The sequence below is a fragment of the Rubrivivax albus genome, from assembly GCF_004016515.1.
Classification (GTDB): Bacteria; Pseudomonadota; Gammaproteobacteria; order Burkholderiales; family Burkholderiaceae_C; genus Rubrivivax; species Rubrivivax albus.
The window spans coordinates 433450-457353 of record NZ_SACT01000002.1 but is presented as its reverse complement, the minus strand read 5'-3'; the positions used below and the strand labels follow the sequence as shown (position 1 = coordinate 457353).

The window sequence follows — 23904 nt, the reverse complement described above, 5'->3', positions numbered from 1 at the left end:
GGTGCGCTGATCCGTGGCTCAACGCCGCTTGGGCGCGAGCATGGTGCCGCGGCAATCCGGGCTGCCGCAGCGGCAGGCGTATTCGCGCTTGAGCTTGGGCGTGTAGCGCTCGTCGATCACCAGGCCGTAGTCGTAGAACAGCTCCTCGCCCGGGTGCAGGTCACGCAGCGCCTTGATGTAGACACGGCCGTCGTCGGCCACTTCCGACTCGCAGTTCGGCGCGCAGGCGTGGTTGATCCAGCGCGCGGCGTTGCCGCCGTACTTGGCGTCGATGACCCGCGTGTCGTCGACGTGGAAGTAGAAGGTGTGGTTCGGGTCCGCCGGGTCGTGCGGGTGGCGGCGCTGCGCCTCGGGCCAGGAGATGACTTCGCCGGTGTACTCGATGATGCGCTGCCCGGCGGCGATGGGCTGCACCGCGTAGACACCCTTGCCGTGCACGCCGGAGCGGCGCACCTGGATGCGCCGCCCACCTGACCGCGGCACCGACCGCGGCACCGGTTGCGGCATCGTGGCGGCCGGCTTCGGCGCACGGCGGGAGGCCCGATTTCCGCTGGTGGCTTGCGCGGTCTTCGTCATTCGGTACATTGAATTGGTGGGCGCGCGCGCGTGTGCGTGCGCGCGAGAGCGACGGCATTGTAGGCATGGACCGGGCACGGACCCGGCAGGAACCCGAGGACCAGGAACGCATGGGCAAGGCGATCATCATTGCGGAGAAGCCGAGCGTGGCGCAGGACATCGTGCGCGCGCTGACACCGGTGGCCGGCAAGTTCGAGAAGCACGCCGAACATTTCGAGAACGACCGCTACGTGGTCACGTCGGCCGTGGGCCACCTGGTGGAGATCAAGGCCCCGGAGGCCTACGACGTCAAGCGCGGCAAGTGGAGCTTCGCCCATCTGCCGGTGGTGCCGCCGCACTTCGACCTCGCCCCTATCGACAAGGCCAAGTCGCGGCTGAACGCCGTGGTCAAGCTGTGCAAGCGCAAGGACGTCGACGAGCTCATCAACGCCTGCGACGCCGGGCGCGAGGGCGAGCTGATCTTCCGCCTGATCGAGCAGTACGCCGCCGGCGCCAAGGGCACCCTGGGCAAGCCGGTGAAACGGCTGTGGCTGCAGAGCATGACGCCGCAGGCCATCCGTGACGGGTTTGCCCAGCTGCGCAGCGACGAGCAGATGCGCGGCCTGGCCGACGCGGCGCGCAGCCGCAGCGAGGCCGACTGGCTGGTGGGCATCAACGGCACGCGCGCGATGACGGCCTTCAACTCGCGTGACGGCGGCTTCTTCCTGACCACCGTCGGCCGCGTGCAGACGCCCACGCTGAGCATCGTCGTCGAGCGCGAGGAGAAGATCCGCAAGCACGTGGCACGCGACTACTGGGAGCTGCGCGCCAGCTTCGCCGCGCAGGCCGGCGAGTACGAGGGCAAATGGTTCGACCCGGCGTGGAAGAAGGACGCCAACGACCCGGAGAAGCGCGCCGACCGCCTGTGGACGGCCGCGGATGCGCAGGCCATCGCCCAGGCCTGCCGCACGCAGCCGGCGCACGTGACCGAGGAGGCCAAGCCCAGCACCCAGGCCAGCCCGCTGCTGTACGACCTGACGACGCTGCAGCGCGAGGCCAACTCGCGCTTCGGCTTCAGTGCCAAGACCACGCTGAGCATCGCGCAGGCGCTGTACGAGAAGCACAAGGTGCTGACCTACCCACGAACCGACTCGCGCGCCCTGCCCGAGGACTACCTGGGCACGGTCAAGCAGACCATCGGCATGCTGGCCGACGAGGATCTGCCCGGGCCGATGCGGGAGATCGCGCTGCACGCCCGCAAGGCGCTCAACGAGGGCTACGTGAAGCCGAGCAAGCGCGTGTTCGACAACGCCAAGGTCTCGGACCACTTTGCCATCATCCCCACGCTGCAGGCGCCGAAGTCGCTCAGCGAGCTGGAGCTCAAGCTCTACGACATGGTGGTCAAGCGCTTCCTGGCGGTGTTCTACCCGAGCGCGGAGTTCCTGGTCACCACGCGCATCAGCAAGGTGGCCGCGGCCGGTGCCACCCACCACTTCCAGACCAACGGCAAGGTGCTGGTGAACCCGGGCTGGCTGGCGGTCTACGGCAAGGAGGCCCAGGACGAGGACGCCAACCTGGTGCCGGTGGCCGCCGGCGAGGTGGTGCGCACCGAGGCCGTGGACGTCAAGGCGCTGCAGACCAAGCCGCCGGCGCGCTACACCGAGGCCACGCTGCTCAGCGCGATGGAAGGCGCGGGCAAGCTGATCGACGACGACGAGCTGCGCGAGGCCATGCGCGAGAAGGGCCTGGGCACGCCGGCCACGCGGGCGCAGACCATCGAGGGCCTGATCGCCGAGAAGTACATGCTGCGCGAGGGCCGCGAGCTGGTGCCCACGGCCAAGGCCTTCCAGCTGATGACGCTGCTGCGCGGCCTGGGTGTGGAGGACCTGACCAAGCCCGAGCTCACCGGCGCCTGGGAGCACCGCCTGGCCGAGATGGAGCACGGCAAGCTGGCCCGCGAAACCTTCATGGCCGACATCGCCAGGATGGCCGAGCGCATCGTCAAGAAGGCCAAGGAGTACGACCGCGACACCATCCCCGGCGACTACGCGACGCTGGCCACGCCCTGCCCGCACTGTGGCGGCGTGGTCAAGGAGAACTACCGGCGCTTCGCGTGCACGGCCTGCGAGTTCAGCATCCCCAAGATCCCCGGTGGCCGTGCCTTCGAGGTGGCCGAGGCCGAGGCTCTGCTGCGCGACAAGAAGGTCGGGCCGCTGGAAGGGTTCCGCTCCAAGGCCGGCTGGCCGTTCACGGCCGAGCTCAAGCTGGTCATGGACGAGGCGATCGACAACTGGAAGCTGGAGTTCGACTTCGGCGACGACGCCAAGCAGGCGGAAGCCGACGGCGAGCCGGTGGACTTCAGCGGCCAGGCCAGCCTGGGGCCCTGCCCCAAGTGCCGGGGCCACGTCTACGAACACGGCACCAACTACGTCTGCGAACACGCCGTGGGCCCGAAGCAGACCTGCGACTTCAAGACCGGCAAGATCATCCTGCAGCAGCCGATCTCGCACGACGAGCTCGGCAAGCTGCTGACCACGGGCAAGACGTCGCTGCTCGACGGTTTCGTCTCCAACCGGACCAAGCGCAAGTTCAAGGCCTTCATGGCCTGGGACCCGAAGGAGGGCAAGGTCAGCTTCGAGTTCGAGCCGCGCGCGGCGCGGCCGGCCGGCAAGACCCCCGCAAAGAAGGTCGCGGCGAAGAAGGCCGCCTGACAGAATCGCCGCCATGAAGACACTTGCCCTTTCCCTGACCGCGGCGCTGCTGGCCTCCACGGCCGCGGCGCAGACCCTGAATCCGGCCCCGGCCCCCGGCCTGTGGGAAACACAGTTCAAGCTCACCGTCAACGGCCAGGACCTGTCCGCGGCGATGAACAACGCGATGGCCGCGGCGCTGAAGGACCTGCCGCCGGACCAGCGCGCGATGGCCGAGCAGATGATGAAGGCCCAGGGCGGCGCGATGATGGGTGGCCCGCAGCAGGAATGCCTGAGCGCCGAGACCGCGAAGCGCCGCAGCGATGCGCGCAGCATGCTGGCCGACCTGCAAGAGGACGCCCCGCACTGCCGCTACGAACCGGTGAAGATCAGCGGCGGCACCGTCAGCTTCAAGGGCCGTTGCAACGACCCCGACGGCTTCAGCGGCGACATCGCTGGCGAGATGACGATGGGCAGCGCCAAGGCCTGGACCGGCCGCTGGACGGGCACCGGCCGCATGGCCGGCGACATGGGCAGCATGCCGGGGCTGAAGGTCGCCGCCGATGGCCGCGTGCAGATGGCCTGGAACGGCAGCGGCCGCTGGCTGGGCGCGTCCTGCGGCAACGTGAAGCCGGAATGACCCCGGCCGGGCGGCGGCGGTGACCGCCGCGGTCTTCTACAAGCTGCTGGCGATCTTCCTGACCGTCGGCGTCGGCTGGGTGGCCGGCCGCCTGCGCTGGCTGGACAGCGGCGCCGACGCGCGCGACCCGGCGCGGGTGCTGGGCAACGCGGCGTTCACGATCTTCGTGCCGGCGCTGCTGTTCCGCACCACGGCGCGGCTGGACTTCGCGGCGCTGCCCTGGCGCATCATCGCCGCGTTCTTCGTGCCGGCGGTGCTGTACGCGCTGGCCGTCTATGTCTGGCAGCGTCGCCGGGCCCAGCCGGACACGACCCCGGCGGCCCCAGCGGCGCGCATGGTCACGGCGTCGTTCGGCAACTCGGTGCAGCTGGGCATCCCGATGGCCACTGCGCTGTTCGGCGAACCCGGCCTGGCCATCCACATCACCCTGGTCAGCCTGCACGCGCTGATCCTGCTGACGCTGCCCACCGTGCTGGTGGAGATGGACCTGGCCCGCGCCCAGCCCGGCCCGCGCGACATCGCCGCTACGCTGCGCAGCACGGTGCGCAACACCCTGGTGCACCCGGTGGTGCTGCCGGTGGTGGCCGGCATCGCCTGGAACCTGGCCGGCCTGCCGCTGCCGGCGGTGCTGGACGAGACGCTGGCGGCACTGGGCTCGGCCGTGGTGCCGGTGTGCCTGGTGCTGATCGGCCTGAGCCTGGCCTACTACGGCGTGCAGGGGCAGTGGCGCGGCGCGCTGCAGCTCAGTGCGCTGAAGCTGGTGGTGCTGCCGGCCGTGGTGGTGGCCATCGCCCACTGGGGCTTCGGCCTGGCCGACCTGCCGCTGGCGGTGGTGGTGCTGATGGCCGCCCTGCCCACCGGCAGCAACGCGCTGATCTTCGCGCAGCGCTACGACACGGGGGCCACCGAGGCCACGGCGGCCATTGTGGTCTCGACGCTGCTGTTCGTGCTCAGTGCGTCGGCGTGGTTGGGGGTCCTGACGCTGTTGGGGTGACAATCACGCCCATGCAGATCGACGACATCGCCGCCTACATGGCCCACGTGGGCGCCGCTGCGCGGGCTGCCTCCACGGCCATGGCGGCCGCGTCCACGGCCTCCAAGGACCGCGCGCTCCGGGCGCTGGCGGCGCGGTTGCGCTCGTCGGCCGACGCGCTGGCCATCGCCAATGCCTGCGACATCGCCGCCGCCGAATCCGCCGGCCTGGCCGCGCCGATGGTCGACCGCCTGCGCCTGACGCCCAAGGTCATCGAGACGGTGGCCGAAGGCTGCGAACAGATCGCCGCCATGCCCGACCCCATCGGCGAGATCACCGGCGTCAAGCGCCGCCCCAGCGGCATCAGTGTGGGCCAGATGCGGGTGCCGCTGGGCGTGTTCGGCATGATCTACGAGAGCCGGCCCAACGTGACCATCGAGGCCGCCAGCCTGGCCGTCAAGAGCGGCAACGCCTGCATCCTGCGCGGCGGCTCGGAGGCCCTGCACAGCAACCTGGCGCTGTGGGCGCTGGTGCAGGCGGCGCTGGCCGATGCCGGCCTGCCGCCCGACGCGGTGCAGCTGGTGCAGACCACCGACCGCGCCGCCGTCGGCAGGCTGATCACGATGCCCGAGCGCGTGGACGTGATCATCCCGCGCGGTGGCAAGGGCCTGATCGAGCGCATCAGCGCCGAGGCCCGCGTGCCGGTGATCAAGCACCTGGACGGCAACTGCCACGTGTACGTCGACGCCGAGGTCGACCTGGACCTGGCGGTGAAGGTCACCGACAACGCCAAGACGCAGAAGTACAGCCCCTGCAACGCCGCCGAGAGCCTGCTGGTGCATGCGGCCCAGGCGGCGGCCTTCCTGCCGCGCATCGGCGCGGTGTTTGCTGCCAAGGGCGTGGAGGTGCGTGGCTGCGAGCGCACGCGCACACTGCTGCCGCAGGCGGTGGCGGCCACCGAGGCCGACTGGGCCACCGAGTACCTGGCGCCGGTGATCAGCGTGAAGGTGGTGGACTCGCTGGACGAGGCGATCGCGCACGTGAACCGCTGGGGCTCGCACCACACCGACGCGATCCTGACGACGAACCACCCGAACGCCATGCGCTTCCTGCGCGAGGTGGATTCCGCCAGCGTGATGGTCAACACCAGCACGCGCTTCGCCGACGGCTTCGAATACGGCCTGGGCGCCGAGATCGGCATCAGCACCGACAAGTTCCACGCCCGCGGCCCGGTGGGGCTGGAAGGGCTCACGTCGATGAAGTGGGTGGTGCTGGGGCAGGGCGAGATCCGCCAGTGAGCGCGCGCCCATGACCGGCGGGCAGATGGCGGCGCTCGCGGTGGCCGCGGTGCTGGTGTTCTGGATGGTCGGCGCCTACAACCGGCTGGTCGGCCTGCGCAACAAGGTGGGGGCCGCCTGGCAGCAGGTGGACGAGGCACTGCAACGCCGCGGCGAGGCGGTGGCGCCGCTGGTGGCCGCGGTGCGTGACGGCCTGGTCGGTGAAGGCGCGGCGCTGGACGCCCTGCTGACGGCACAGGCCCAGGTGGCTGCGGCGGCCGATGGGCTGCGACCCCGGCCCGTCATCGCCGACGCCGCGCAGGTGCTGGTGCGCGCCGAGGCGCTGATGGCCGCGGCCAGTGCGCGCGTGCTGGCGCTGCTGGACCTGCAGGCCGAACTGCGCGCCAGCGACGCGGTGGCGCCGCACGTGCAGGCCCTGCGCGACGCCGAGCCACGCCTGGCCTTTGTGCGCCAGCTGTTCAACGACGCGGTGCAGGCCTACAACGACGCCGCCCGGCAGTGGCCGACCCGGCTGCTGACGCGGCTGTTCGGGTTCGGCACCGCTGGGCGGCTCTGACGCCCGGCAGCCTCGGCTGCCGGGACTTCATGGCAGAGGTCAGCTCGCCGGGCAGGGCCGCAGCGCAGCCGCGGTGGGCCGCAGCGCCTGCGTGGTGCCGCTGTCGTCGGCGCCCAGCGTGTTGTCGGTGAAGCGGCAGCCGTAGTCGCTGGCGCCCACCGTGGCGGCGTCGAGCATGTCGTCGCCCTCGGGCTTGTCCCCGCCCTGTTCCCAGGCCACCATGTCCTCGAAGGCACGCACCTGCTCGGCGATGGTGAAGTCGCAGTGGCTCACGCCGCGGATGGCGCGCTGCACCAGCATGCCGCTGCTGCCAGCGGCGGCGGCGCGCTGTGCATAGACCTGCTGCATGTTGAAGGGCACGAACAGGTCACCCAGCGTGTGGATGGTGACCACCGGCACGCTGAATTCGCCATTGACCTGCGGGATCCAGCGCAGGCCGTCGGTGCGCAGGCGGTTGGCGTCGGCCTCGGCCACCAGGCGCTGCGCCGCGGCGTTCAGGGCCGCGCTGGCGTCGGCCTGGCCGTCGATGGTGTAGACCACGTCCTGCGTGTCGAGCACGTTCTTGTTCAGGATGCCGGTGATCGTGCCATCGCCGCCCAGGTTGCCCCACATGAACGGGAAGCTGCCGCCGAAGGCCAGGCCGAGGTCGAACATCGGCCGCGGCCCGCCGGTGAGGTTCTGCAGCACCGACACAAAGGGCAGGCCGGCGGTGGTGGGCGCGATCTGTGCCTGCGGTGCCGCCGGGTTGGGGAAGCTGCTGAACAGCGTGGCCGTCACCGGGCCGACGATGCTGGTCCAGTCGGCCGTGGGGTGGTCGGGCACGCCGGCCAGCACCTGCGCAGCCACCTGCACGGCGGCGAAGGTGTCGAAGAGCTTGGTGTCGCCCATCACGCCGCACATGGGCACGGCGCCGTGGTAGGCCACCTTGTTGACGGCCGTGGCCAGGGTCTCGGCCTCCACCGCGGCACCGGCGATGTGGCCGCCCATCGAGTGGCCGATGATGTAGATGCGCTCCGGGGCCGCCAGCGGGCGGCCGGCGGCTTCGGCGATGCGGTTGAAGGCCAGCGCCAGGGCGTTGGTGTCCTCCACGCCGGCGCGCACGTCGTAGTAGTTGGCCCGGTAGCTCGACGCCGCCCAGGCGTAGCCGTTGTCGATCAGGTGGCGGCGGATCGAGGGGTTCTGCACCGCCAGGTCCGGGCCGTTGCCCGCGTAGCCGTGCGCGTACATCACGAGGCGGCCGTTCCAGTTGGCCGGCACCTCCACACGGTAGGCGGCGCCGTCGATCACGCCGGCCCAGCGGCTGGTGTTGGCCACGTTGGTCTGGTCGCCGGCGCCCACGGTCAGCGCAGCGAAGGTGGTGGAGGCCACGTCCGCGGTGAACACGCGGCTGTCGTGCTCGCGTGTCTCCTCGGCCACCGGCGGCGGGGGTTCGAAGGTGGGGCCGTTGTCGTCGCTGCCACCGCAGGCGGCCAGCAGCACCGCCGCAGCCAGCGCGGCCGGGCGGAACAAGGGGGTCGGGGTCATGGGTGTCTCCTGCACTGCGTGGGCCCGGTCGGGCCGGGACACGACAGGCTAGCGGCGCGCGGCCCGATCCAGCATCGGGAAAGCCCGCTGGCGGCGCGTCGCGCAGGCGACAGCGGGCCGCCCGGCCCGCTCAGGCGCGGTCGCCGGGCTGCAGGGTCAGGCGATCGGCGGCCGGCATCTCGACGTCGTCGTCGGCCTCCAGGGCAATCTGCATGCACACGGCCCGGCACAGCGTGGCCGCACGCTCGTTGCCGATGCGGTAGTAGATCTGCGTGGCGTCACGCCGGCGGCTCAGCACGCCGGCGCGGTACAGCGTCGACAGGTGCTGGCTCATGTTGGGCTGGGTGGTGTCGATCTCGTGCAGCAGCTGCGAGACGTTCTTCTCCGTCTGGCACAGCGCGCTGATGATCTTCAGCCGGATGGGCGTGGACAGCAGCCGGAACAGTTCGGCGGCCGAGGAGAAGACCTCGTCGGATTCGCCCAGCGCCTCGTCGACGACCGCCGGTGCTCCATCAGCCTCTGATTTCATGCGCATATCCATCTATTCGGCTCCGATGATGTTGTGCGCGAACGCAGGCCGTCAAGCCCGCGTTCAGCGGGCGGGCGGACGGGGGCTGAACCGGTAATGGTCGCGCTGCAGCACGGCGGCCACGGCGGTCACTTCCTCGGGGAACAGGCCCAGGTTCAGTTCGGTGCTGCAGTAGTCGACCATGCCGCGCAAGGCGCCCGGCGTGTTGATGCGGCCCTGCGGCTTGTAGATGGCGCTGCCGTCACCGCCCACGCGGCGGATGTGGCAGGCGTTGCACTTGTGCTCGACGATCAGCTGTTCGCCGAGCTTCAGGTCGGCACCGTGGAACAGCGCCGGCGTGCCGGCGTCCGCGAACGCGGACAGGGGCAGGGCCGCCAGGGCGGCGGCCCGACCCAGGGCCCGCGTCAGTGAGGTTGCGCGGGCCCAGGCCATCACTTGGCGCCGCCCAGGATCCAGGTGGCCAGCGTGTTCAGGTCGGCGTCGCTGAGCTGCGCCTGGGGCGGCATCGGCACCGGGCCCCACTTGCCAGAACCGCCGGCCTTGATGCTGGCCTTGAGCTTGTCGACGGCGTCCTTCTGGCCCGCGTACTTCTTGGCCACGTCGGCGTAAGACGGGCCGACCAGCTTCTTGTCCACCGCATGGCAGGCCATGCAGGCGTTCTTCTGCGCCAGCGCCAGGTTGGCGAAGGCCGGCGTGGCGGCGGCACCCAGGGCGAGCGCGGCAACGGCGAGAGACAGACGGGACATCGATCGGTTCCTTGTCGAACGGGGGTTGAGGAATGAGAACGTCATCGGACCAGGGCGGCCAGGGCCATCACGTCGGCTTCGGCCATTTCGCCGGGAATGATCTCCCGCAGCCGCCCCTGGCGGTCGACCGTGATTGTCAACGGAATCACCCGGCGTGCGGCTGACAGGGTGGCGAAGCCGGCCTGGTCCAGTGTCACCGGAAAGGCAAAGCCTTCGCGATCCATATGGCGGCGAACGGCCTCGGCGTCGCGGTCGCCGGCCACGCCCAGCACCTGCAGCGGCGCGTCGGCGGGCAGGGACCGCACCAGCGCGTTCAGGTGCGTGTTGTGCCGGCGGCAGAAGCCGCACCAGGTGGCCCAGCGCACGATGATCTGGGCATGGCCCGGTTTCGGTGCCCAGGGGTTGCCGTCCAGCAGGGTCACGCCGTCGGGCCAGGCGACGATGTCGCCACGCGCGATGGCCGAGGCTCCGCCGGCGCAGGCCATGCCGGCCGAGGCGAGGAGCAGCGAACGTCGCCTCATCGCCCTTGCCGCTCCATCAGCAGGTAGGTGTTGTAGGCGTTGATGCGGTTGGCGGCACGGAACAGCGGCAGGTGTTCGAAACGCGACCAGTCGGTGTGCGCGTAGGCGTCCTCGAAGGGCTCGAGGTCGGCGGCGGCCTTGCCCATGCTGTTGCGCAGGTGCAGCAGGTAGTCGCGGGTGAGCTGCAGGTCCTCTCTGGCCTGCGCCGATACGGCGCCGTGGCCGGGCACGATGAGTGCCGCGTCGTAGGCCAGCAGCCGGTCCAGCGCCTGCACCCAGGCGCCGCTGTCGGCCAGGCCGACGAACGGGATGCGGCCGCGGAAGACCAGGTCGCCGACGAAGAGCACGCGCTTCTCCGGCACCCAGACCACGATGTCCTCGGGCGTGTGGGCCGGGCCGGCGTGGCTGATCTCGAAGCGCAGGCCACCCAGGGTCAGCGTGACCGGGCCGGTGAGCCGACGGTCGGGCGGCACCAGGTGTGTGGTCTCGTCGACCCAGGGGAACAGGTCCTCGCGGCTGGCCTCAAGGCGCAGCCGGGCGGTGTCGGATTGCAGGTACTCGGCCGAGCGTGCGTGCGCAATGACCTCCGCACCCGCGGCCTTGAAGGTCTGCAGGCCGTAGACGTGGTCGGCGTGGTAGTGGGTGACGATGACCTGGCGCACCGGCTTGTCGGTGACACGGCGGATCTCGGCCAGCAGTTCCTGCGCCAGCGGCGGCGAGCCCAGCGCGTCGATCACCACCACGCCGTCGTTCGTGACCACGAAGGCGGCATTGGAGATGAAGTTGCGGTTGGCCGCCGAGCCCAGCGCCGACACGCCCTGCACGAACCACACGCCCGGCACCACCTCCTCCGCCTTGGGCACCTGCGCCCATGCGGCAGCGCAGACGGCCCAGAACAGGCCGCCGAGCAGGAGCCAGGAGCGCAGCATCATCACGGGCGGGACGTCATCGAGGTCCGGCAACTATATTCGAATGTACGAATATTAAAGCGCCGACCCTGCGCGGTCATGGGGATGAACCCGGCATGGCGGGCGCGCTGCCTTCCGGCGCCGGGCCCATGGGGCCCGACCAGCCGGTCAGCCGACGATGGTCCCGCGCGCCTCGCCCAGCCCGATGCGGGCCTTGCCCGGCCCGCTGCACACGGCACGCAGGATCACGGTGTCGCCGTCCTGCAGGAAGGTGCGCGTCTCGCCGGTACTCAGCGTCAGCGGCGCCTTGCCGCCGTTCGTCAGCTCCAGCAGCGAGCCGCCCTGGCCGGGCGCGGGGCCGCTCTGCGTGCCGCTGCCCAGCAGGTCGCCGGGCTGCAGGTTGCAGCCGCCGGCGGTGTGGTGGGTCAGCAGCTGCGCCACCGTCCACCAGCTGTCGCGGAAGTTGCTCTGCATCAGCTTCTGCGGCGCGCCCATCTGCGCCGTCTGCAGCCAGACCTCCAGCGTGATGTCCATCGCGCCGGCGGCGGCGTCGAGCGCCGCGTTCAGGTAGGGCAGCGGCTGCGGCTCGCCAGATGGATGGGCGAAAGGCACGCGGTAGGGCAGCAGCGCCTCGCGCGTGACCACCCAGGGCGAGATCGTGGTGGCGAAGTTCTTCGACAGGAACGGGCCCAGCGGCTGGTATTCCCAGGCCTGGATGTCGCGCGCCGACCAGTCGTTGAGCAGCACCAGGCCGAACCAGTCGGTCTCGGCCTGCTCCATGGTCTTCGGGCTGCCGAGCTCGTTGCCGGTGCCCACCAGGATGCCCAGTTCCAGTTCGTAGTCCAGGCGCTTGCAGGGGCCGAAGGCCGGGGTGGTGTCGCCGGCGGCGGGCGCGGTCTGGCCCATCGGGCGCTTCACCTGCTGGCCGCTGACGCCGATCGACGACACGCGCCCGTGGTAGCCGATGGGCACCCACTTGTAGTTGGGCAGCAGCGGGTTGTCCGGCCGGAACAGCTTGCCCACCGCGGTGGCGTGGTGGATGCCGGTGTAGAAGTCGGTGTAGTCGCCGATGGCACAGGGCAGGGCCATCTGCGCCTGGTCCTGCGGCAGCAGGCACAGCTCCAGGAAGGGGCCCTGGTCGCTACCTTCGGCCAGCGCGGTCGACAGCGCTTCGCGCAGGCGTTTGCGCGCGTCCAGGCCCAGCGCCATGAAGGTGTTGAGGTCGCCGTCGGACAGCGGGCGCAGCAGCTCGGGCACGCCGTCGCCCCAGGGGCACTGTTCGGCGGCCAGCTTGAGGTCCAGGATCTGGTCGCCGATGGCCACGCCGATGCGCCAGGGCTCGTCCGTCTTCGCGCGGCGGAAACGGCCGTAAGGCAGGTTCTGGATCGGGAAGTCGGTGTCGGCGGCGTTGGCCGATTCGACCCAGCTGCGCAGCTTCGGGTCGTGGGTGGCGTCGGTGAGGTTCATGGGCGCTTGAAGTTGTCGGCGAGTCCTGACCAGCACTCAGCGTACCGCGCATCGCGCGCGCCGTCGCGCATGGCCCACGCGGTGGGCTTGAAGCGCCAGCGGCTCTCGAACATGAAGGCCAGCGTGGCGTCGAGCTTGTGCGGCGCCAGCGGCGCGCTGCTGGCCTTGGTGAACGCTTCGGTGTCGGGCCCATGCGGCACCATGCTGTTGTGCAGGCTGGCGCCGCCGGGGCGGAAGCCCTCGGGCTTGGCGTCGTACTGGCCGTAGACCAGGCCCATGAACTCGCTCATCACGTTGCGGTGGTACCAGGGCGGGCGGAAGCTGTCCTCGGCCACCAGCCAGCGCGGCGGGAAGATCACGAAGTCGCAGTTGGCCACCCCCGGCGTGTCGCTGGGGCTGGTGAGCACGGTGAAGATGCTGGGATCCGGGTGGTCGAAGCTGATCGAGCCGATGACCATGAAGTGCCGCGTGTCGTAGCGGCAGGGGGCCAGGTTGCCGTGCCAGGCCACCACGTCGAACGGCGTGTGGCCCTGCGTGGCGCGCCAGAACAGGCCGCCGGTCTTCTTGACGATCTCGTAAGGGCCGGGCGTGTCCTCGAAGGTGGCCACCGGGTGCTCGAAGTCGCGCGGGTTGGCCAGGCCGTTGCTGCCGATGGGGCCGAGCTCGGGCAGGCGGAAGGGCGCGCCGTGGTTCTCGCAGACGTAGGCTGTGCTGGGGCCGTCGACCGCCACCTTGAAGGCCAGGCCACGCGGCAGCAGCACCACCTGGCCGGGTTCGGCCTGCAGCACGCCGAGCTCGGTGGTGAACGTGAAACGCCCGCTCTGCGGCACGACCAGCATCTCGCCGTCGGCATTGACCAGCGCGCGCCGGTCCATCGAGTGGTTGGCGAAGACCACGTGCGCGGCCACCCCGGTCTGCGCGTCGGCATCGCCGTTGAGCACCAGCGTGCGCAGGCCGTCGATGAAGTCGACTTCGCCCTCGGGCGCCGCGGCCGGGTGCCAGCGCAGCGGGTCCGGCGGCACGTCCACGCCCGCGGCTGCGCCGGTGCGCCAGAACGGGAGGTCCAGCGCCTCGTAGCCGCCGACCACCACGCTGGGCTGGCGGCGGTACATCCAGGTGCGGCGGTTCTCGGCGCGCGGCGCGGTGAAGGCGCTGCCGGACAGCAACTCCGCGTACAGCCCGTGGGCCACGCGCTGCGGGCTGTTGCGGCCCACCGGCAACGTACCGGGCACGGCTTCGGTGGCGAACTGATTGCCGAAGCCGGTGAGGTAGGCCAAGGTCATGGGCGCACCTGTTCCACGCCGTCGCGGGCGACCGCGATCGCCTCGTCCAGCACCCGCAGGTCGCCGATGTGGTTGGCCAGCAGCAGCACCAGGCGAGCGTTGAGCATCTCGCTCTGCGCGTCGCTGAGGTCGCGGTGGGCGCTGACCAGGCGGTCGTAGAAGGCGTCGCCCGGCATGTAGGGGTGGCGGTAGCGCTCGCCGGGGACGCCGAAGTTGGGCCGGGTGTTGAGATGGGTCGTGTTCATCGTGTCGGCTCCTCAGTGGCCCGTGGCGCGCGCCAGCGCGCTGCGCACGGCATCGGCGTCGAAGGCCCGCCAACGCGCCGCCACGTGCTGGTCGGGGCGCACCAGCAGGCAGCCGCCCGGGGGCAGGCCGCAGCGGCGGGCCACCAGGCCTTCGACGTCCTTCACCGTGGTGAAGCCCGCGGCCTCGCCGTCCACCAGCAGGGTGGCCAGCGGCAGCGCCTTCAGCGCGGTCTGCATGGCGGCATCCGGCGTGCCGAAGTACAGCAGGGCAAAACCTTCGCCCAGGTGCGGCAGCAGCCACGACCCGCGCGGGCCCTGCACCGGCGCGTCGTCCATCGGTGCGCCGGGTTGCATCCAGCCGTCGAAGGCCTCCCCGTCTGGTGTGTTCAGCGGTGAATCGCCATAGGTGCTGGGCACCGACAGCCGCCCGCTGTTGACCAGCGCACGCACACCCGGCACCGTGGCGGCCAGGCTGAGCACGGCGTCGCGCAGCGTCTGCGCGGCACGGCTCTTGGGCGTCATGAAGTCGGTGGCGCGCGTGGAGTTCAGGATGTTCTCGTCGGCCGCGAGTTCGCGCTCGAACGCGTAGCTGTCCAGCAGCGACTCGGGTGCCTCGCCGCGGATCACCGCGGCCAGCTTCCAGACCAGGTTGTCGGTGTCCTGGATGCCGGAGTTGGCGCCGCGCGCGCCGAACGGGGACACCTGGTGCGCCGCGTCGCCCACGAACAGCAGCCGGCCGTGGCGGAAGTCGGTCATGCGCCGGCACTGGAAGGTGTAGACGCTCACCCACTCCAGCTTGAAGCCGATGTGGGCGAAGCCCTGCTGGTCCAGCGCCTGGCGGATGCGCGGCTCCACGCGCTCCGGCTGCTTCTCCGCCTCGGGGTCGGCTTCCCAGCCCAGCTGGAAATCCAGCCGCCAGACGTCGTCGGCCTGGCGGTGCATCAATGCGCTCTGGCCGGCGAAGAACGTGGGGTGGAACCAGAAGCGGCGCTCGGTCTTGTCCAGCGGGAAAGGTTCCGCGTCGAGCACCACGTCGGCGATCAGGAAGCGGTCCTGGAAGACGTGGCCCTCGATGTCCAGGCCCATCGCGCGGCGGATGGGGCTGCGCGCGCCGTCGGCCACGATCAGCCAGTCGGCGTGCAGTGTGTAGGGGCCCTGCGCGGTCTCCACCTGCACGATGGCGCCGTCGTCGCGCGCCTCCACCGACACCACCTTGTGTTTCCAGCGCAGGTCCAGCGCCGGCAGGTCGCGCGCGCGGTCGACCAGGTATTCCTCGAGGTAGTACTGCTGCAGGTTGACCATGCCCGGGCGCTGGTGGCCCGATTCCGGCAGCAGGTCGAAACTGAAGACCTCGCGCTCGCCCTCGAAGGTGCGGCCCACGTTCCATGTGACGCCCTTGTCCAGCACGCGCTGGCCGGTGCCCAGCCGGTCCAGGATCTCCAGCGTGCGCTTGGCGTAGCAGACGCCGCGCGAACCGACGGAGACGGTGTCGTCGTCGTCCAGCAGGATGGGCTGTAGGCCGCGCTGGGCCGCGTCGATGCCGGCGCACAGGCCCACCGGGCCGGCACCGACGATGACCAGCGGCACGCGCCGCACGGGGCCGCCGACCTCCGGGGCCGGGCTGGCTTGAAACTTGGGCCAGGTGTAGGTGGAGAGCATGGCGTCAGGCTCCGGTGCCGGCGAACTCTTGTTCGTGCATCCACGCGGCGTGCTTCGGTGCGCGCCGGGTCTTGGCCCACTCTTCCAGCATCTCCCACTTCACCGCGTCGAGCTTCGCGTTCATGTCCGGCGTGGCCGTGTCGCAGGCCAGCTCCAGCCGGTGGCCGTTGGGATCGAAGAAGTAGATCGACTTGAAGATGGTGTGGTCGGTCACGCCCACCACCGGGATGCCCGCGGCCTCCAGCTTCGCCTTGGTGGCCTCCAGCTCCTCGACGCTGCCGACCTTGAAGGCCAGGTGCTGCACCCATTCGGGCGTGGCCTCGTCGCGGCCCATGTCCGGCGAGTTGGGCAGTTCGAAGAAGGCCAGCACGTTGCCGTTGCCCGCATCCAGGAACACGTGCATGTAGGGGTCGGGCGCGTGCGTGGACGGCACCTTGTCCTCGGCGATCGCGAGCACGAAGTCCATGCCCAGGTGCTTGCCGTACCACTCCACGGTCTGCTTGGCGTCCTTGCAGCGGTAGGCGACGTGGTGGATGCGTTCGATGGCCATGGCGGGTCTCCTTCGGGTTCAGGCGGGCAGCAGGATCAGGACTCCAGGGCCTTCCACATCTCGATGTCGCGCTCGGCGGTCCAGATGCGCGGGTCGCGGTACTGCGTGGCCTCATCAAAGGCGCGCGTCACGTCGAAGGGCATGCAGTGGTCGAAGATCACCCAGTGGCCGTACTTGGGCCGCACGGCGGCCATGGTCTCCTGGTAGACGGCCTTCAGGTCCTTGCCGGCGGCGGCGCCGGCCTTCACGGCGGCGTAGACGTCGGCAATGAAGGCGCGCGTGCCGGCCAGGCCCTGGGCCACTTCGTCGGCGTTCTGCAGCGCGGCGCCGCGGCCGGGCACCAGCTTCTCGGGCTTCAGCGCGGCGATGTTGTCCAGCGTCTGCGGCCAGTCGCTGAAGTAGGCGTCGCCGGCATAGGGCGTGGCGTCGAACTCCACCAGGTCGCCGCTGAACAGGATTCTTTCCTGCGGCAGCCAGACCACGGTGTCGCCCTTGGTGTGGCCGCGGCCGAGCTGGATCAGCTGCACTTCCAGCTGGCCCAGCCACAGCGTCATCTTCCCGGTGAAGGTCATCGTCGGCCAGGTCAGGCCCGGCGGCACGCTCTCGACATTGCGGAACAGGCGCGGGAAGCGGCCGATCTCGCTGGCCTTGTCCTGCTCGCCACGTTCCTTGATCAGGCTCAGCGTGTCCTCGCTGGCCAGGATGTGCTCCGGCTGGTAGGCGCTGGCGCCGAGCACGCGTACCGCGTGGTAGTGGCTCAGCACCACGTACTTGATCGGCTTGTCGGTGACCTCGCGGATGCGGCGGATCACGTCCTGCGCCATCACCGGCGTGGCCTGGGTGTCGATGACCATCACCGCGTCGTCGCCGATCACGATGCCGGTGTTCGGGTCGCCCTCGGCGGTGTAGGCGTAGGCGTGCTCGGACAGCTTGGTGAAGCTGACCTTCTTCTCCTCGAGGTCGGCCTGGCTGGCGAAGGCTTTTGTCGTCATCGCGAAGACTCCTGTTGAACGCGTTTGTCTATATTGAACTTGACGGGATTCTCCGTCAATCGTTCAATCATGTCCAATGCATTCAATATCAGCGAAAACCCGGACATGAAAGCACAACGCGGGATCCAGAGCGTGGAGGTGGGCGGCCGGCTGCTCCTGGCCCTGGTGCACGAGGGCAGGCCCATGGCACTGAAGGACCTGGCCCAGGCTGCCGGCATGGCGCCACCCAAGGCCCACCCCTACCTGGTCAGTTTCGGCAAGCTGGGCCTGATCGCGCAGGACGAAGCGAGTGGCCACTACGGCCTGGGGCCCCTGGCCATGCAGCTGGGCCTGATCAGCCTGCAGCAGAGCGACCCGGTGCGGCTGGCCAGTGCGCAGCTGCCGGGGTTGGCGGACGTGGTGGGGCAGACCGTGGGCATCGCCGTCTGGGGCCCGCGCGGCGCCACCATCGTGCGCACCGAACCCGGGCCGCTGCCGGTGCACGTGGCCATGCGCCACGGCACGGTGATGAGCCTGCGCGGCACCGCGTCGGGCACGCTGTTCGCCGCCTGGCTGTCGCACGCCGAGATCCGCGCCAGCGACCCGGGCGCAGTGTTCGATGCCGCCTTCGAGCGTGACCTGGCCGCCGTGCGCGATGCCGGCATCGCCACCGCCAACGACGGCGTGGTGGCCGGCGTGTCGGCGCTGGCCGCACCGGTGTTCGACGCCGGCAACCGCCTGGTGCTGAGCCTGACGGCCATCGGCCCGAGCGCCAGCTTCGACGTGCGCCCCGACGGCCCGCCGGCGCAGGCGCTGAAGGCTGCGGCGGCGGCACTGTCCCGGCAGTTGGGCGCACGCAGCGCGGCGACACGCGTCGATTGATGCGGATCAAGCCGGCAGGCACCGGCCACGCCTAGAGTCGCGCCATACCCTCAGACGTATAGGCGCAGACGATGAACCGACAGCGGTGGGCCGCGGCCCTGGCGACCGTGGCCGTGGTGGCCGTGGCTGCCGGCGCGGGTTGGTGGCGCTTTGGCCGGGCCGTGGCGGTGCCCGTGACCACTGTGGCCGAAGGCACGGTGGCCGTGCGTGTGCAGGGCCCGGGCACCGTGCAGGCCCGCGTGCCGCTCACGCTGGCGGCGCGCCTCACGGCCACCGTCACGGCGGTGAACGCCGACGTCGGCGACACCGTGCAAGCCGGCGACCTGCTGGTGGCGCTGGACGACCGCGACCTACGCGCCCGCCGCGACACCGTGGCCGCGCAGCGCGGCACCCAGGCGCGCAACATCGAGGCGGCCGAGGCGGCGCTGCGCAAGGCGCAGGCCGACCTGGCGCTGGCGCGCAGCCGCGCCCAGCGCGACGCCGCGTTGCAGGCCCAGGGTTTTGTCTCCACGGCCGGGCTGGACAGCACGCAGGCGGCGCTGGACGCGGCCGTGGCCGCCGAGCAGAGCGCCGCCGCCACGCTGGCCGCGCGCCGGGCCGAGCTGGCCGCGTCGGCACATGACCTGGCCGCCGCAGACGTCACCGCCTCGTTCGCGCAGCTGCGTGCACCGGTGGACGCGCTGGTGATCCAGCGCCTGGTGGAGCCGGGCAGCACCGTGGTGGCCGGCACGCCGCTGCTGCGCCTGGTGGACCCGGCCAGCGTCTGGGTGGCCATGCGCGTGGACGAGGCCCAGCTGGCGGCACTGCAGCCGGGGCAGCCGGCGCGCATCCGCCTGCGCACCGGCGCCGAGCACGCCGGCCGGGTGGCGCGCATCGCGCGACAGTCGGACCCCGCCACGCGCGAGATCGAGGCCCACGTCGCCTTCGACACCCTGCCGGCACGGTTCGCCATCGACCAGCAGGCCGAGGTGACGGTGATGGCCGGCGAGCAGCGCGGCCTGCGCGTGCCCGCCAACGCGCTGCTGCGCGACCGTGACGGCCGCCCCGGCGTGCTGACGGTGACCGACGGCCGAGCCCGCTTCGTGGCGGTGAAGCCCGGCACCACCGACGGCGAGCAGCTGCTGCTGGCCGACGGCCCCGCGGCCGGCACCGCCGTGGTGGCGGTGGCTGCCGGCGTGCGCGACGGCATGCGCGTGCGCGCCGCCGACTAGACCAAGTCGGCCATGGACCTCGCGGTCAAGGATATCCGCCGGCACCTCGGCAAGTTCGTCGCCACCATCGTCGGCGTGTCGATGCTGCTGGCCATCGTGCTGGTGATGAACGGCATCTACCGCGGCAACATCGCCGATGGCGTCTGGCTGATCGAGAACCTGCGCACCGACCTGTGGGTGGTGGAACGCGGGCGTGGCGGCCCGTTCAACGAACCGTCGCGGCTGCCGCTGGACAGCTTCAAGAGCGTGGCCGCCACGCCCGGCGTGGCGCAGGCCAGCCCGCTGGTGCTCTACACCGCGCAGCGCGCCCTGGGCCGCGGCGCCGAGCAGCAGTTCACCGTGATCGGCTACGACGTCTTCGGCGGTCTGGGCGGGCCCGGGCGACTGGTGGAAGGCCGCACCATCCGTGCCGCGCACTACGAGGTGGTGGCCGACCGCAAGCTCGGCCTGGCGCTGAATGATCGCTTCGTGCTTTCCGGCGACACCTACACCGTGGTCGGCGTCAGCGCCGGCGCGGTGGACGCGTCGGGCAACCCGCTGCTGTGGATGTCGCTGGCCGACGCACAGGACGTGCAGTTCGAGCAGGACCCGCGCGCGGTGGACCAGTCGCGCGCCGCCACGCTGCAGCGGCTGTCTGCCGCCGGTTATGGCGACGCGCAGGCCGAGCGGCTGCTGCCCCTGGTGAGCGGCGCGCCGGCGCAGATCAACGCCGTGCTCGTGCGCCTGCAGCCCGGCGCCGACCGCGCCGCCGTGGCGCAGCACCTGCGTGACTGGCTGTACGTCAACGTCTACACCACAGACGAGGAGCGCACGCTGATGCTGGAGGGGCGGCTGAAGCGCATCTCCGGCGTGCTGGGCCTGTTCCGCACCCTGCTGGTGATCGTCTCCATCGTGATCATCGCGCTCATCGTCTACGTGCTGACGATCGAAAAGATCAAGTCCATCGCGACGCTCAAGCTCATCGGCGCGCCCAACAGCGTGATCGTGCGCCTGATCCTGGAGCAGTCGCTGGCGCTCACGCTGGCCAGCTTCGCCGGTGCCTGGCTGCTGCGCAACCTGATCGCGCCGGGCTTCCCGCGCACGCTGAGCTTCGCGGCGTCGGAGACGGCCATCACCTTCGCCGTGATGCTGGCCGGCGGTGTGCTGGCCAGCGGCATGGCCATCTGGCATGCGCTGCGCACGCCGCCGCAGCTGGCGCTGGGGGGGTGAACGTGAGTGCTGTGCTTTCGGTCGACCACGTCAGCCAGACCTTCGGCAGCGGCGCCACGGCCGTGCAGGCGCTCAAGCCGACTTCGCTGGACGTCCAGCCCGGCGAACTGGTGGCGCTGCTGGGCCCCAGCGGTTCGGGCAAGAGCACGCTGCTGCTGGCCATCAGCCTGATCACGCCACCGACGACCGGCCGCATCGTGATCCGCGACCGGCTGCTCTGGGACGACGGCCCCACCGGTGTCGACGCGCGTGCCTTCCGCCGCCAGCATGTCGGTTTCATCTTCCAGCAGCACAACCTGATCCCGTTCCTCACCGTGCAGGAGAACGTGGCCCTGGTGATGCAGCTCAACGGCGTGGGCGCGCGCGAGGCCGGCCGCCGCGCACGCGAGTTGCTGGCCTACCTGGAGATCGACCATCGGGCCGACATGCTGCCGGCGCGCCTGTCCGGCGGCGAACAGCAGCGCGTGGCCATCGGCCGTGCGCTGGCCAACGAGCCGCCGCTGATCCTGGCCGACGAGCCCACCGCCGCGCTGGACACCGACCGCGGCAACAAGGTCATGGCGCTGCTGCGGCGCATCGCGCGCGAGCGTGGTTCGGCGGTGATCACCGTCACCCACGACCACCGCATGATCGCCGGCTTCGACACCGTCTACCACCTGGAGGACGGCGTGCTGGTGGACGTGCAGCGCAACGCCGACCCCGCCACCGCCGCCGCCTGAAGCCGACGGCCGCGCCGGGATGTTCGCGCCCGGGCAGAATCGCGCGCCCGCTCCCGGGTCCTGCTGCGAGTCCGCATGTCCGAGCCGTCGCCCTGCACCACCTGCGGTGCCTGCTGCGCCACCTACCGCGTGTCGTTCTACTGGGCCGAGGCGGAGCCGCTGCCCGCCACGCTGACCCGGCCCCTGGGCCGCTGGTACGCCTGCATGGCGGGCACCGAGCAGCCCCGGCCGCGCTGCGAGGCGCTGGCCGGCGACATCGGCGGTTCGGTGGCCTGCACGGTGTACGAACAGCGCCCGTCGCCCTGCCGGGAACTGCAGCCGGGCGAGGACAAGTGCCAGCGCGCGCGGCGGCGGCACGGACTCCCGCCGCTGGGGATCGAGGTCGGCCTGGACCTCAGCATCGACGGTGGAGGGCCCGGCGATCCGCCCACCGATCCATTGCCGGCACCAATGCCCAACGCGGTGCCATTGCCGGTCGTGGCGGCCGAAGGCCCGTCGGACCCTCCGCCGCTCGCCCACTGACCCGGGTCAGCCGCTGGCCCGCTGCAGGCAGCGCCGGTACCGCTCGTCGACCCGCCGCGCGAACCACTCGGTGGTCAGCCGGCGCGTGATCTTCGGGCTCTGCAGCACGATGCGCGGCACCACCGCCCGCGGCTGGGGCTGGCCGCTGCGCTGCTCGGCCAGCGCGAAGACCTTGATCGCCAGGTCGCTGCGGTCGAAGTCCTCGCCGCGGCTGCGCTCCAGATCGCGCCGGATGGCGCGGTCGCTCATGCCCAGCGCGTCGCCCAGGCTGCGTGCGGCCGCTTCGGTCTGGCCGGGCTGCGTCGGGTCGGGCAGGAAGAGGTCGCCGTCGAGGTCGAGCTTGCGCCCGCTGGCCACCGCCAGCGCCTGCTGGAAGGCGGCGTTGCGGCTGGCCCAGCGGCCGGCGTTGAAGTCGGCGAAGCGGTAGAGCATGGTGCCGCCGTAGGCGGCGGCCGGGTAGTCCAGCAGGTGTGCGGTGCCGAAGTACAGGCCGCCGCGGCGCGTGAAGACTTCGTGGCGCACGGTCTGCGCCGCCGGGAACGGGTAGGGCCGCTGCTGCACGTGGGCCTCGGCGAAGTCGATGCTCACCTGCATCGGCCCGCCGGTGCGCACCGGGTTGAAGCCGGCGAACAGGCGCTGGCCCAGCGGCACCTGGCCGATGAAGGCCTCGTAGATGGCGCTGAGCTCGCGTTCGGTCTTCACCGCGGCCAGGCGGTCGGCATAGCTGCGGCCGTCGGGCGAGCGCAGCTGCAGGGCCAGCGTCACCGCCACCTCGGGCACGCCCAGGCGCCCGGCGCGGCGCACGATCTCCTCGCGCGCGATGCGGCCCAGGTTGGGCACCGGCGGGTCGGGGTTGAAGGTGGATTCCTGCTCCGTCACCGCCAGCACGGCGCAGACGTTCTCGGTGGTCGGCGCCAGCTTCAGGCCGGCGAACACCAGCTGCAGGTCCACCGCCCAGGCCGCGCGCTGCGGCACACGCGGGGGCAGCAGGGCCTCGATGTCGGCCTGGATGGCCTCGGCGCTGCGCTGCGGCGCTGAAGGGCCTTCGACGGCGCAGCCGGCCAGCAGGGTCAACAGGAGCGCGCAAGTCAGGGCCGACCAAGCCGGCCCGAGGCTGCGACGCCTCAGCTGTTCTCCTCCCGCCACAGCGTGTACTTCAGCCATGCCGCCGATCCTGCCACGATGCCGGCCACGGCGATGAAGCTGCCGATGGCCAGCGTGGAGATGCCACTGAGCCCCTGGCCCACGGTGCAGCCCAGCGCGGTGACGCCGCCGAAGCCCATCAGCACGGCGCCGATCAACTGCTGGCGCAGGTCGGTGAAGCTCGCAAAGCCCTCCCAGCGGAACTTGCCCGTGAGCAGCGCCACCGCCGCAGAGCCGGCCACCACGCCGATCAGCGTGGCGACGCCGAAGCTCAGGTGCAGCGAGCTGTCGGTCCACAGCAACAGCAACTCCAGGCTCCAGGCCGTGGGGCCGACGAAGCTCATCGACTCCAACGCCCGCGTGTTGGTGGCGAAGAAGACCTGCTCCATCGTCTCCGGGTGCTCACCGTAGCCCAGATGGCCGGTGACGTACCAGCCGGCCACCACGATGAGGCCGATGGCCACGCCGCCCAGCCACTGCACCGTGTTGCCGCGGAAGCGCGCGTCCTTGAACGCGAACACCGCCAGCGCGCCGGCCATGACGGCGGCCACCGTCCACAGCGCCGTGCCGGGTGCCATGCCGGTGGCGCGCGCCAGCGCCGTGCCCAGGCCCTGGTCGGCCCAGCCGGCGTCGCCGAGGTTGATGGCCACCGGGTCCAGGAAACTCGCACGCCACTGGCCGAACAGGCCGCGCATCGTCATGTAGGCGGCGATGCCCATGAACACCAGCACCACCACCGAGCGCAGGCTGCCGCCGCCCACGCGCACCAGGTTCTTGTTCGCGCAGCCGCCGGCCATCGTCATGCCCACGCCGAAGGTCAGGCCGCCGACGAGCAACGACAGCCAGGTCAGCACCGGCCGCTGCGTGACCGCCTTGGACAGGTCCACCAGCCCGCTGGCGCCCAGCGCCGTGGTGCCGACGATGGCCACCGCGATGGCCAGCAGCCACATGCGCATGCGACCCCAGTGCGACATGTTGACGATGTCGGAGATCGCCCCCATGGTGCAGAAGTTGGTCTTGTTGGCCACGGCGCCGAAGGCGACGCCCAGGGCCAGGCCGCTGCCGATGACGAGGTTGGACAGGTCGGTGGGTTCGCTCATGGA

25 protein-coding genes are annotated in these 23904 nt (G+C 71.1%); 10 read left to right on the top strand and 15 right to left on the bottom strand.

The features are described from left to right. Nucleotides 1–18: 18 nt before the first annotated feature. Nucleotides 19–507 (bottom strand): SET domain-containing protein, encoded by a 489-nt coding sequence (locus ENE75_RS08410; RefSeq protein WP_128198238.1) that lies wholly within the window; start codon nucleotides 505–507, stop codon nucleotides 19–21. Between the two features lie 179 nt (nucleotides 508–686). Between ENE75_RS08410 and ENE75_RS08405 the strand changes: the two genes are divergently transcribed. From ENE75_RS08405 to ENE75_RS08385, 5 genes are read left to right on the top strand one after another with little or no spacing between them, the layout of a single operon-like run. Beyond that, on the top strand, nucleotides 687–3266 hold the full coding sequence (locus tag ENE75_RS08405; RefSeq protein ID WP_128198237.1) for a DNA topoisomerase III: 2580 nt from the start codon (nucleotides 687–689) through the stop codon (nucleotides 3264–3266). Between the two features lie 13 nt (nucleotides 3267–3279). Beyond that, nucleotides 3280–3885, top strand: coding sequence for a DUF3617 domain-containing protein (locus tag ENE75_RS08400; RefSeq protein WP_128197788.1), 606 nt, complete (start codon nucleotides 3280–3282; stop codon nucleotides 3883–3885). A gap of 19 nt (nucleotides 3886–3904) precedes the next feature. Next, on the top strand, nucleotides 3905–4879 hold the full coding sequence (locus tag ENE75_RS08395) for an AEC family transporter (RefSeq protein WP_128197785.1): 975 nt from the start codon (nucleotides 3905–3907) through the stop codon (nucleotides 4877–4879). An 11-nt stretch (nucleotides 4880–4890) separates the two neighbouring features. Beyond that, a complete protein-coding gene (locus tag ENE75_RS08390) occupies nucleotides 4891–6156 on the top strand; it encodes a glutamate-5-semialdehyde dehydrogenase (protein ID WP_128197783.1) in 1266 nt (421 codons plus the stop codon). Nucleotides 6157–6166: 10 nt separating this feature from the next. Continuing rightward, the gene (locus tag ENE75_RS08385) at nucleotides 6167–6712 is read left to right on the top strand and encodes a LemA family protein (RefSeq protein ID WP_128197780.1); all 546 of its coding nucleotides are present in this window, start codon (nucleotides 6167–6169) and stop codon (nucleotides 6710–6712) included. A 39-nt stretch (nucleotides 6713–6751) separates the two neighbouring features. On the opposite strand, the gene ENE75_RS08380 is transcribed toward ENE75_RS08385, so the two are convergent. From ENE75_RS08380 to ENE75_RS08325, 12 genes are all read right to left on the bottom strand, one after another. Next, entirely contained in the window at nucleotides 6752–8236 is a 1485-nt protein-coding gene (locus ENE75_RS08380; RefSeq protein ID WP_128197778.1) for an alpha/beta hydrolase family protein, read from the bottom strand. Nucleotides 8237–8366: 130 nt separating this feature from the next. Beyond that, nucleotides 8367–8765, bottom strand: coding sequence for an ArsR/SmtB family transcription factor (locus ENE75_RS08375; protein ID WP_375138472.1), 399 nt, complete (start codon nucleotides 8763–8765; stop codon nucleotides 8367–8369). Nucleotides 8766–8828: 63 nt separating this feature from the next. Continuing rightward, a complete protein-coding gene (locus tag ENE75_RS08370) occupies nucleotides 8829–9197 on the bottom strand; it encodes a hypothetical protein (protein WP_128197772.1) in 369 nt (122 codons plus the stop codon). Beyond that, nucleotides 9197–9511, bottom strand: a complete 315-nt coding sequence (locus tag ENE75_RS08365) for a c-type cytochrome (protein WP_128197770.1) — start codon at nucleotides 9509–9511, stop codon at nucleotides 9197–9199. The genes ENE75_RS08370 and ENE75_RS08365 overlap by 1 nt, the downstream gene beginning before the upstream one ends. 41 nt (nucleotides 9512–9552) lie before the next feature. Then, nucleotides 9553–9933, bottom strand: a complete 381-nt coding sequence (locus ENE75_RS08360) for a TlpA family protein disulfide reductase (RefSeq protein ID WP_158288886.1) — start codon at nucleotides 9931–9933, stop codon at nucleotides 9553–9555. A gap of 95 nt (nucleotides 9934–10028) precedes the next feature. Continuing rightward, nucleotides 10029–10961, bottom strand: coding sequence for an MBL fold metallo-hydrolase (locus tag ENE75_RS08355; protein WP_375138480.1), 933 nt, complete (start codon nucleotides 10959–10961; stop codon nucleotides 10029–10031). Nucleotides 10962–11108: 147 nt separating this feature from the next. After that, complete coding sequence (gene fahA / locus ENE75_RS08350; RefSeq protein ID WP_128197764.1) at nucleotides 11109–12407, bottom strand: fumarylacetoacetase; 1299 nt, start codon at nucleotides 12405–12407, stop codon at nucleotides 11109–11111. Then, a complete protein-coding gene (gene hmgA / locus ENE75_RS08345) occupies nucleotides 12404–13690 on the bottom strand; it encodes a homogentisate 1,2-dioxygenase (protein WP_128197762.1) in 1287 nt (428 codons plus the stop codon). Before hmgA ends, fahA begins: the two co-directional genes overlap by 4 nt. After that, nucleotides 13687–13935 carry a DUF2783 domain-containing protein gene (locus tag ENE75_RS08340; RefSeq protein WP_128197760.1) on the bottom strand — a complete coding sequence of 83 codons (249 nt, stop codon included), beginning with the start codon at nucleotides 13933–13935 and terminating at the stop codon, nucleotides 13687–13689. Before ENE75_RS08340 ends, hmgA begins: the two co-directional genes overlap by 4 nt. Nucleotides 13936–13947: 12 nt before the next feature. Then, entirely contained in the window at nucleotides 13948–15594 is a 1647-nt protein-coding gene (locus ENE75_RS08335) for an FAD-dependent oxidoreductase (RefSeq protein ID WP_128197757.1), read from the bottom strand. 4 nt (nucleotides 15595–15598) lie between these two features. After that, nucleotides 15599–16144 (bottom strand): VOC family protein, encoded by a 546-nt coding sequence (locus tag ENE75_RS08330; protein WP_128197755.1) that lies wholly within the window; start codon nucleotides 16142–16144, stop codon nucleotides 15599–15601. A 35-nt stretch (nucleotides 16145–16179) separates the two neighbouring features. Next, nucleotides 16180–17136: an MBL fold metallo-hydrolase gene (locus tag ENE75_RS08325; RefSeq protein WP_128197753.1), complete on the bottom strand. Its 957-nt coding sequence runs from the start codon at nucleotides 17134–17136 to the stop codon at nucleotides 16180–16182. Between the two features lie 105 nt (nucleotides 17137–17241). Here ENE75_RS08325 and ENE75_RS08320 point away from each other — a divergent pair, with 105 nt between their 5' ends. From ENE75_RS08320 to ENE75_RS08300, 5 genes are all read left to right on the top strand, one after another. Then, nucleotides 17242–17997 (top strand): IclR family transcriptional regulator, encoded by a 756-nt coding sequence (locus ENE75_RS08320; RefSeq protein ID WP_233258986.1) that lies wholly within the window; start codon nucleotides 17242–17244, stop codon nucleotides 17995–17997. Between the two features lie 71 nt (nucleotides 17998–18068). Then, the gene (locus ENE75_RS08315) at nucleotides 18069–19208 is read left to right on the top strand and encodes an efflux RND transporter periplasmic adaptor subunit (RefSeq protein WP_128197748.1); all 1140 of its coding nucleotides are present in this window, start codon (nucleotides 18069–18071) and stop codon (nucleotides 19206–19208) included. 12 nt (nucleotides 19209–19220) lie between these two features. Next, on the top strand, nucleotides 19221–20417 hold the full coding sequence (locus tag ENE75_RS08310) for an ABC transporter permease (protein ID WP_128197746.1): 1197 nt from the start codon (nucleotides 19221–19223) through the stop codon (nucleotides 20415–20417). A 2-nt stretch (nucleotides 20418–20419) separates the two neighbouring features. Further along, nucleotides 20420–21136 (top strand): ABC transporter ATP-binding protein, encoded by a 717-nt coding sequence (locus tag ENE75_RS08305; RefSeq protein ID WP_233258985.1) that lies wholly within the window; start codon nucleotides 20420–20422, stop codon nucleotides 21134–21136. 75 nt (nucleotides 21137–21211) lie between these two features. After that, a complete protein-coding gene (locus ENE75_RS08300) occupies nucleotides 21212–21658 on the top strand; it encodes a YkgJ family cysteine cluster protein (RefSeq protein ID WP_128197741.1) in 447 nt (148 codons plus the stop codon). A gap of 6 nt (nucleotides 21659–21664) precedes the next feature. On the opposite strand, the gene ENE75_RS08295 is transcribed toward ENE75_RS08300, so the two are convergent. Together ENE75_RS08295 and ENE75_RS08290 are read right to left on the bottom strand one after the other, a co-directional pair. Further along, on the bottom strand, nucleotides 21665–22732 hold the full coding sequence (locus tag ENE75_RS08295; protein ID WP_233258984.1) for a DUF1615 domain-containing protein: 1068 nt from the start codon (nucleotides 22730–22732) through the stop codon (nucleotides 21665–21667). Between the two features lie 50 nt (nucleotides 22733–22782). After that, complete coding sequence (locus ENE75_RS08290; RefSeq protein ID WP_128197737.1) at nucleotides 22783–23901, bottom strand: YeeE/YedE family protein; 1119 nt, start codon at nucleotides 23899–23901, stop codon at nucleotides 22783–22785. Nucleotides 23902–23904 lie beyond the last annotated feature (3 nt).

What these genes read in the sequence shown, in the direction of transcription:
- fahA (WP_128197764.1), bottom strand. Translation starts at nt 12,407, where the DNA reads ATGAACCTCACCGACGCCACCCACGACCCGAAGCTGCGCAGCTGGGTC.
- ENE75_RS08355 (WP_375138480.1), bottom strand. Translation starts at nt 10,961, where the DNA reads ATGCTGCGCTCCTGGCTCCTGCTCGGCGGCCTGTTCTGGGCCGTCTGC.
- ENE75_RS08330 (WP_128197755.1), bottom strand. Translation starts at nt 16,144, where the DNA reads ATGGCCATCGAACGCATCCACCACGTCGCCTACCGCTGCAAGGACGCC.
- ENE75_RS08300 (WP_128197741.1), top strand. Translation starts at nt 21,212, where the DNA reads ATGTCCGAGCCGTCGCCCTGCACCACCTGCGGTGCCTGCTGCGCCACC.
- ENE75_RS08335 (WP_128197757.1), bottom strand. Translation starts at nt 15,594, where the DNA reads ATGCTCTCCACCTACACCTGGCCCAAGTTTCAAGCCAGCCCGGCCCCG.
- ENE75_RS08375 (WP_375138472.1), bottom strand. Translation starts at nt 8,765, where the DNA reads ATGAAATCAGAGGCTGATGGAGCACCGGCGGTCGTCGACGAGGCGCTG.
- ENE75_RS08390 (WP_128197783.1), top strand. Translation starts at nt 4,891, where the DNA reads ATGCAGATCGACGACATCGCCGCCTACATGGCCCACGTGGGCGCCGCT.
- ENE75_RS08400 (WP_128197788.1), top strand. Translation starts at nt 3,280, where the DNA reads ATGAAGACACTTGCCCTTTCCCTGACCGCGGCGCTGCTGGCCTCCACG.
- ENE75_RS08340 (WP_128197760.1), bottom strand. Translation starts at nt 13,935, where the DNA reads ATGAACACGACCCATCTCAACACCCGGCCCAACTTCGGCGTCCCCGGC.
- ENE75_RS08290 (WP_128197737.1), bottom strand. Translation starts at nt 23,901, where the DNA reads ATGAGCGAACCCACCGACCTGTCCAACCTCGTCATCGGCAGCGGCCTG.
- ENE75_RS08320 (WP_233258986.1), top strand. Translation starts at nt 17,242, where the DNA reads ATGAAAGCACAACGCGGGATCCAGAGCGTGGAGGTGGGCGGCCGGCTG.
- ENE75_RS08405 (WP_128198237.1), top strand. Translation starts at nt 687, where the DNA reads ATGGGCAAGGCGATCATCATTGCGGAGAAGCCGAGCGTGGCGCAGGAC.
- hmgA (WP_128197762.1), bottom strand. Translation starts at nt 13,690, where the DNA reads ATGACCTTGGCCTACCTCACCGGCTTCGGCAATCAGTTCGCCACCGAA.
- ENE75_RS08385 (WP_128197780.1), top strand. Translation starts at nt 6,167, where the DNA reads ATGACCGGCGGGCAGATGGCGGCGCTCGCGGTGGCCGCGGTGCTGGTG.
- ENE75_RS08310 (WP_128197746.1), top strand. Translation starts at nt 19,221, where the DNA reads ATGGACCTCGCGGTCAAGGATATCCGCCGGCACCTCGGCAAGTTCGTC.
- ENE75_RS08315 (WP_128197748.1), top strand. Translation starts at nt 18,069, where the DNA reads ATGAACCGACAGCGGTGGGCCGCGGCCCTGGCGACCGTGGCCGTGGTG.
- ENE75_RS08370 (WP_128197772.1), bottom strand. Translation starts at nt 9,197, where the DNA reads ATGGCCTGGGCCCGCGCAACCTCACTGACGCGGGCCCTGGGTCGGGCC.
- ENE75_RS08380 (WP_128197778.1), bottom strand. Translation starts at nt 8,236, where the DNA reads ATGACCCCGACCCCCTTGTTCCGCCCGGCCGCGCTGGCTGCGGCGGTG.
- ENE75_RS08325 (WP_128197753.1), bottom strand. Translation starts at nt 17,136, where the DNA reads ATGACGACAAAAGCCTTCGCCAGCCAGGCCGACCTCGAGGAGAAGAAG.
- ENE75_RS08410 (WP_128198238.1), bottom strand. Translation starts at nt 507, where the DNA reads ATGCCGCAACCGGTGCCGCGGTCGGTGCCGCGGTCAGGTGGGCGGCGC.
- ENE75_RS08365 (WP_128197770.1), bottom strand. Translation starts at nt 9,511, where the DNA reads ATGTCCCGTCTGTCTCTCGCCGTTGCCGCGCTCGCCCTGGGTGCCGCC.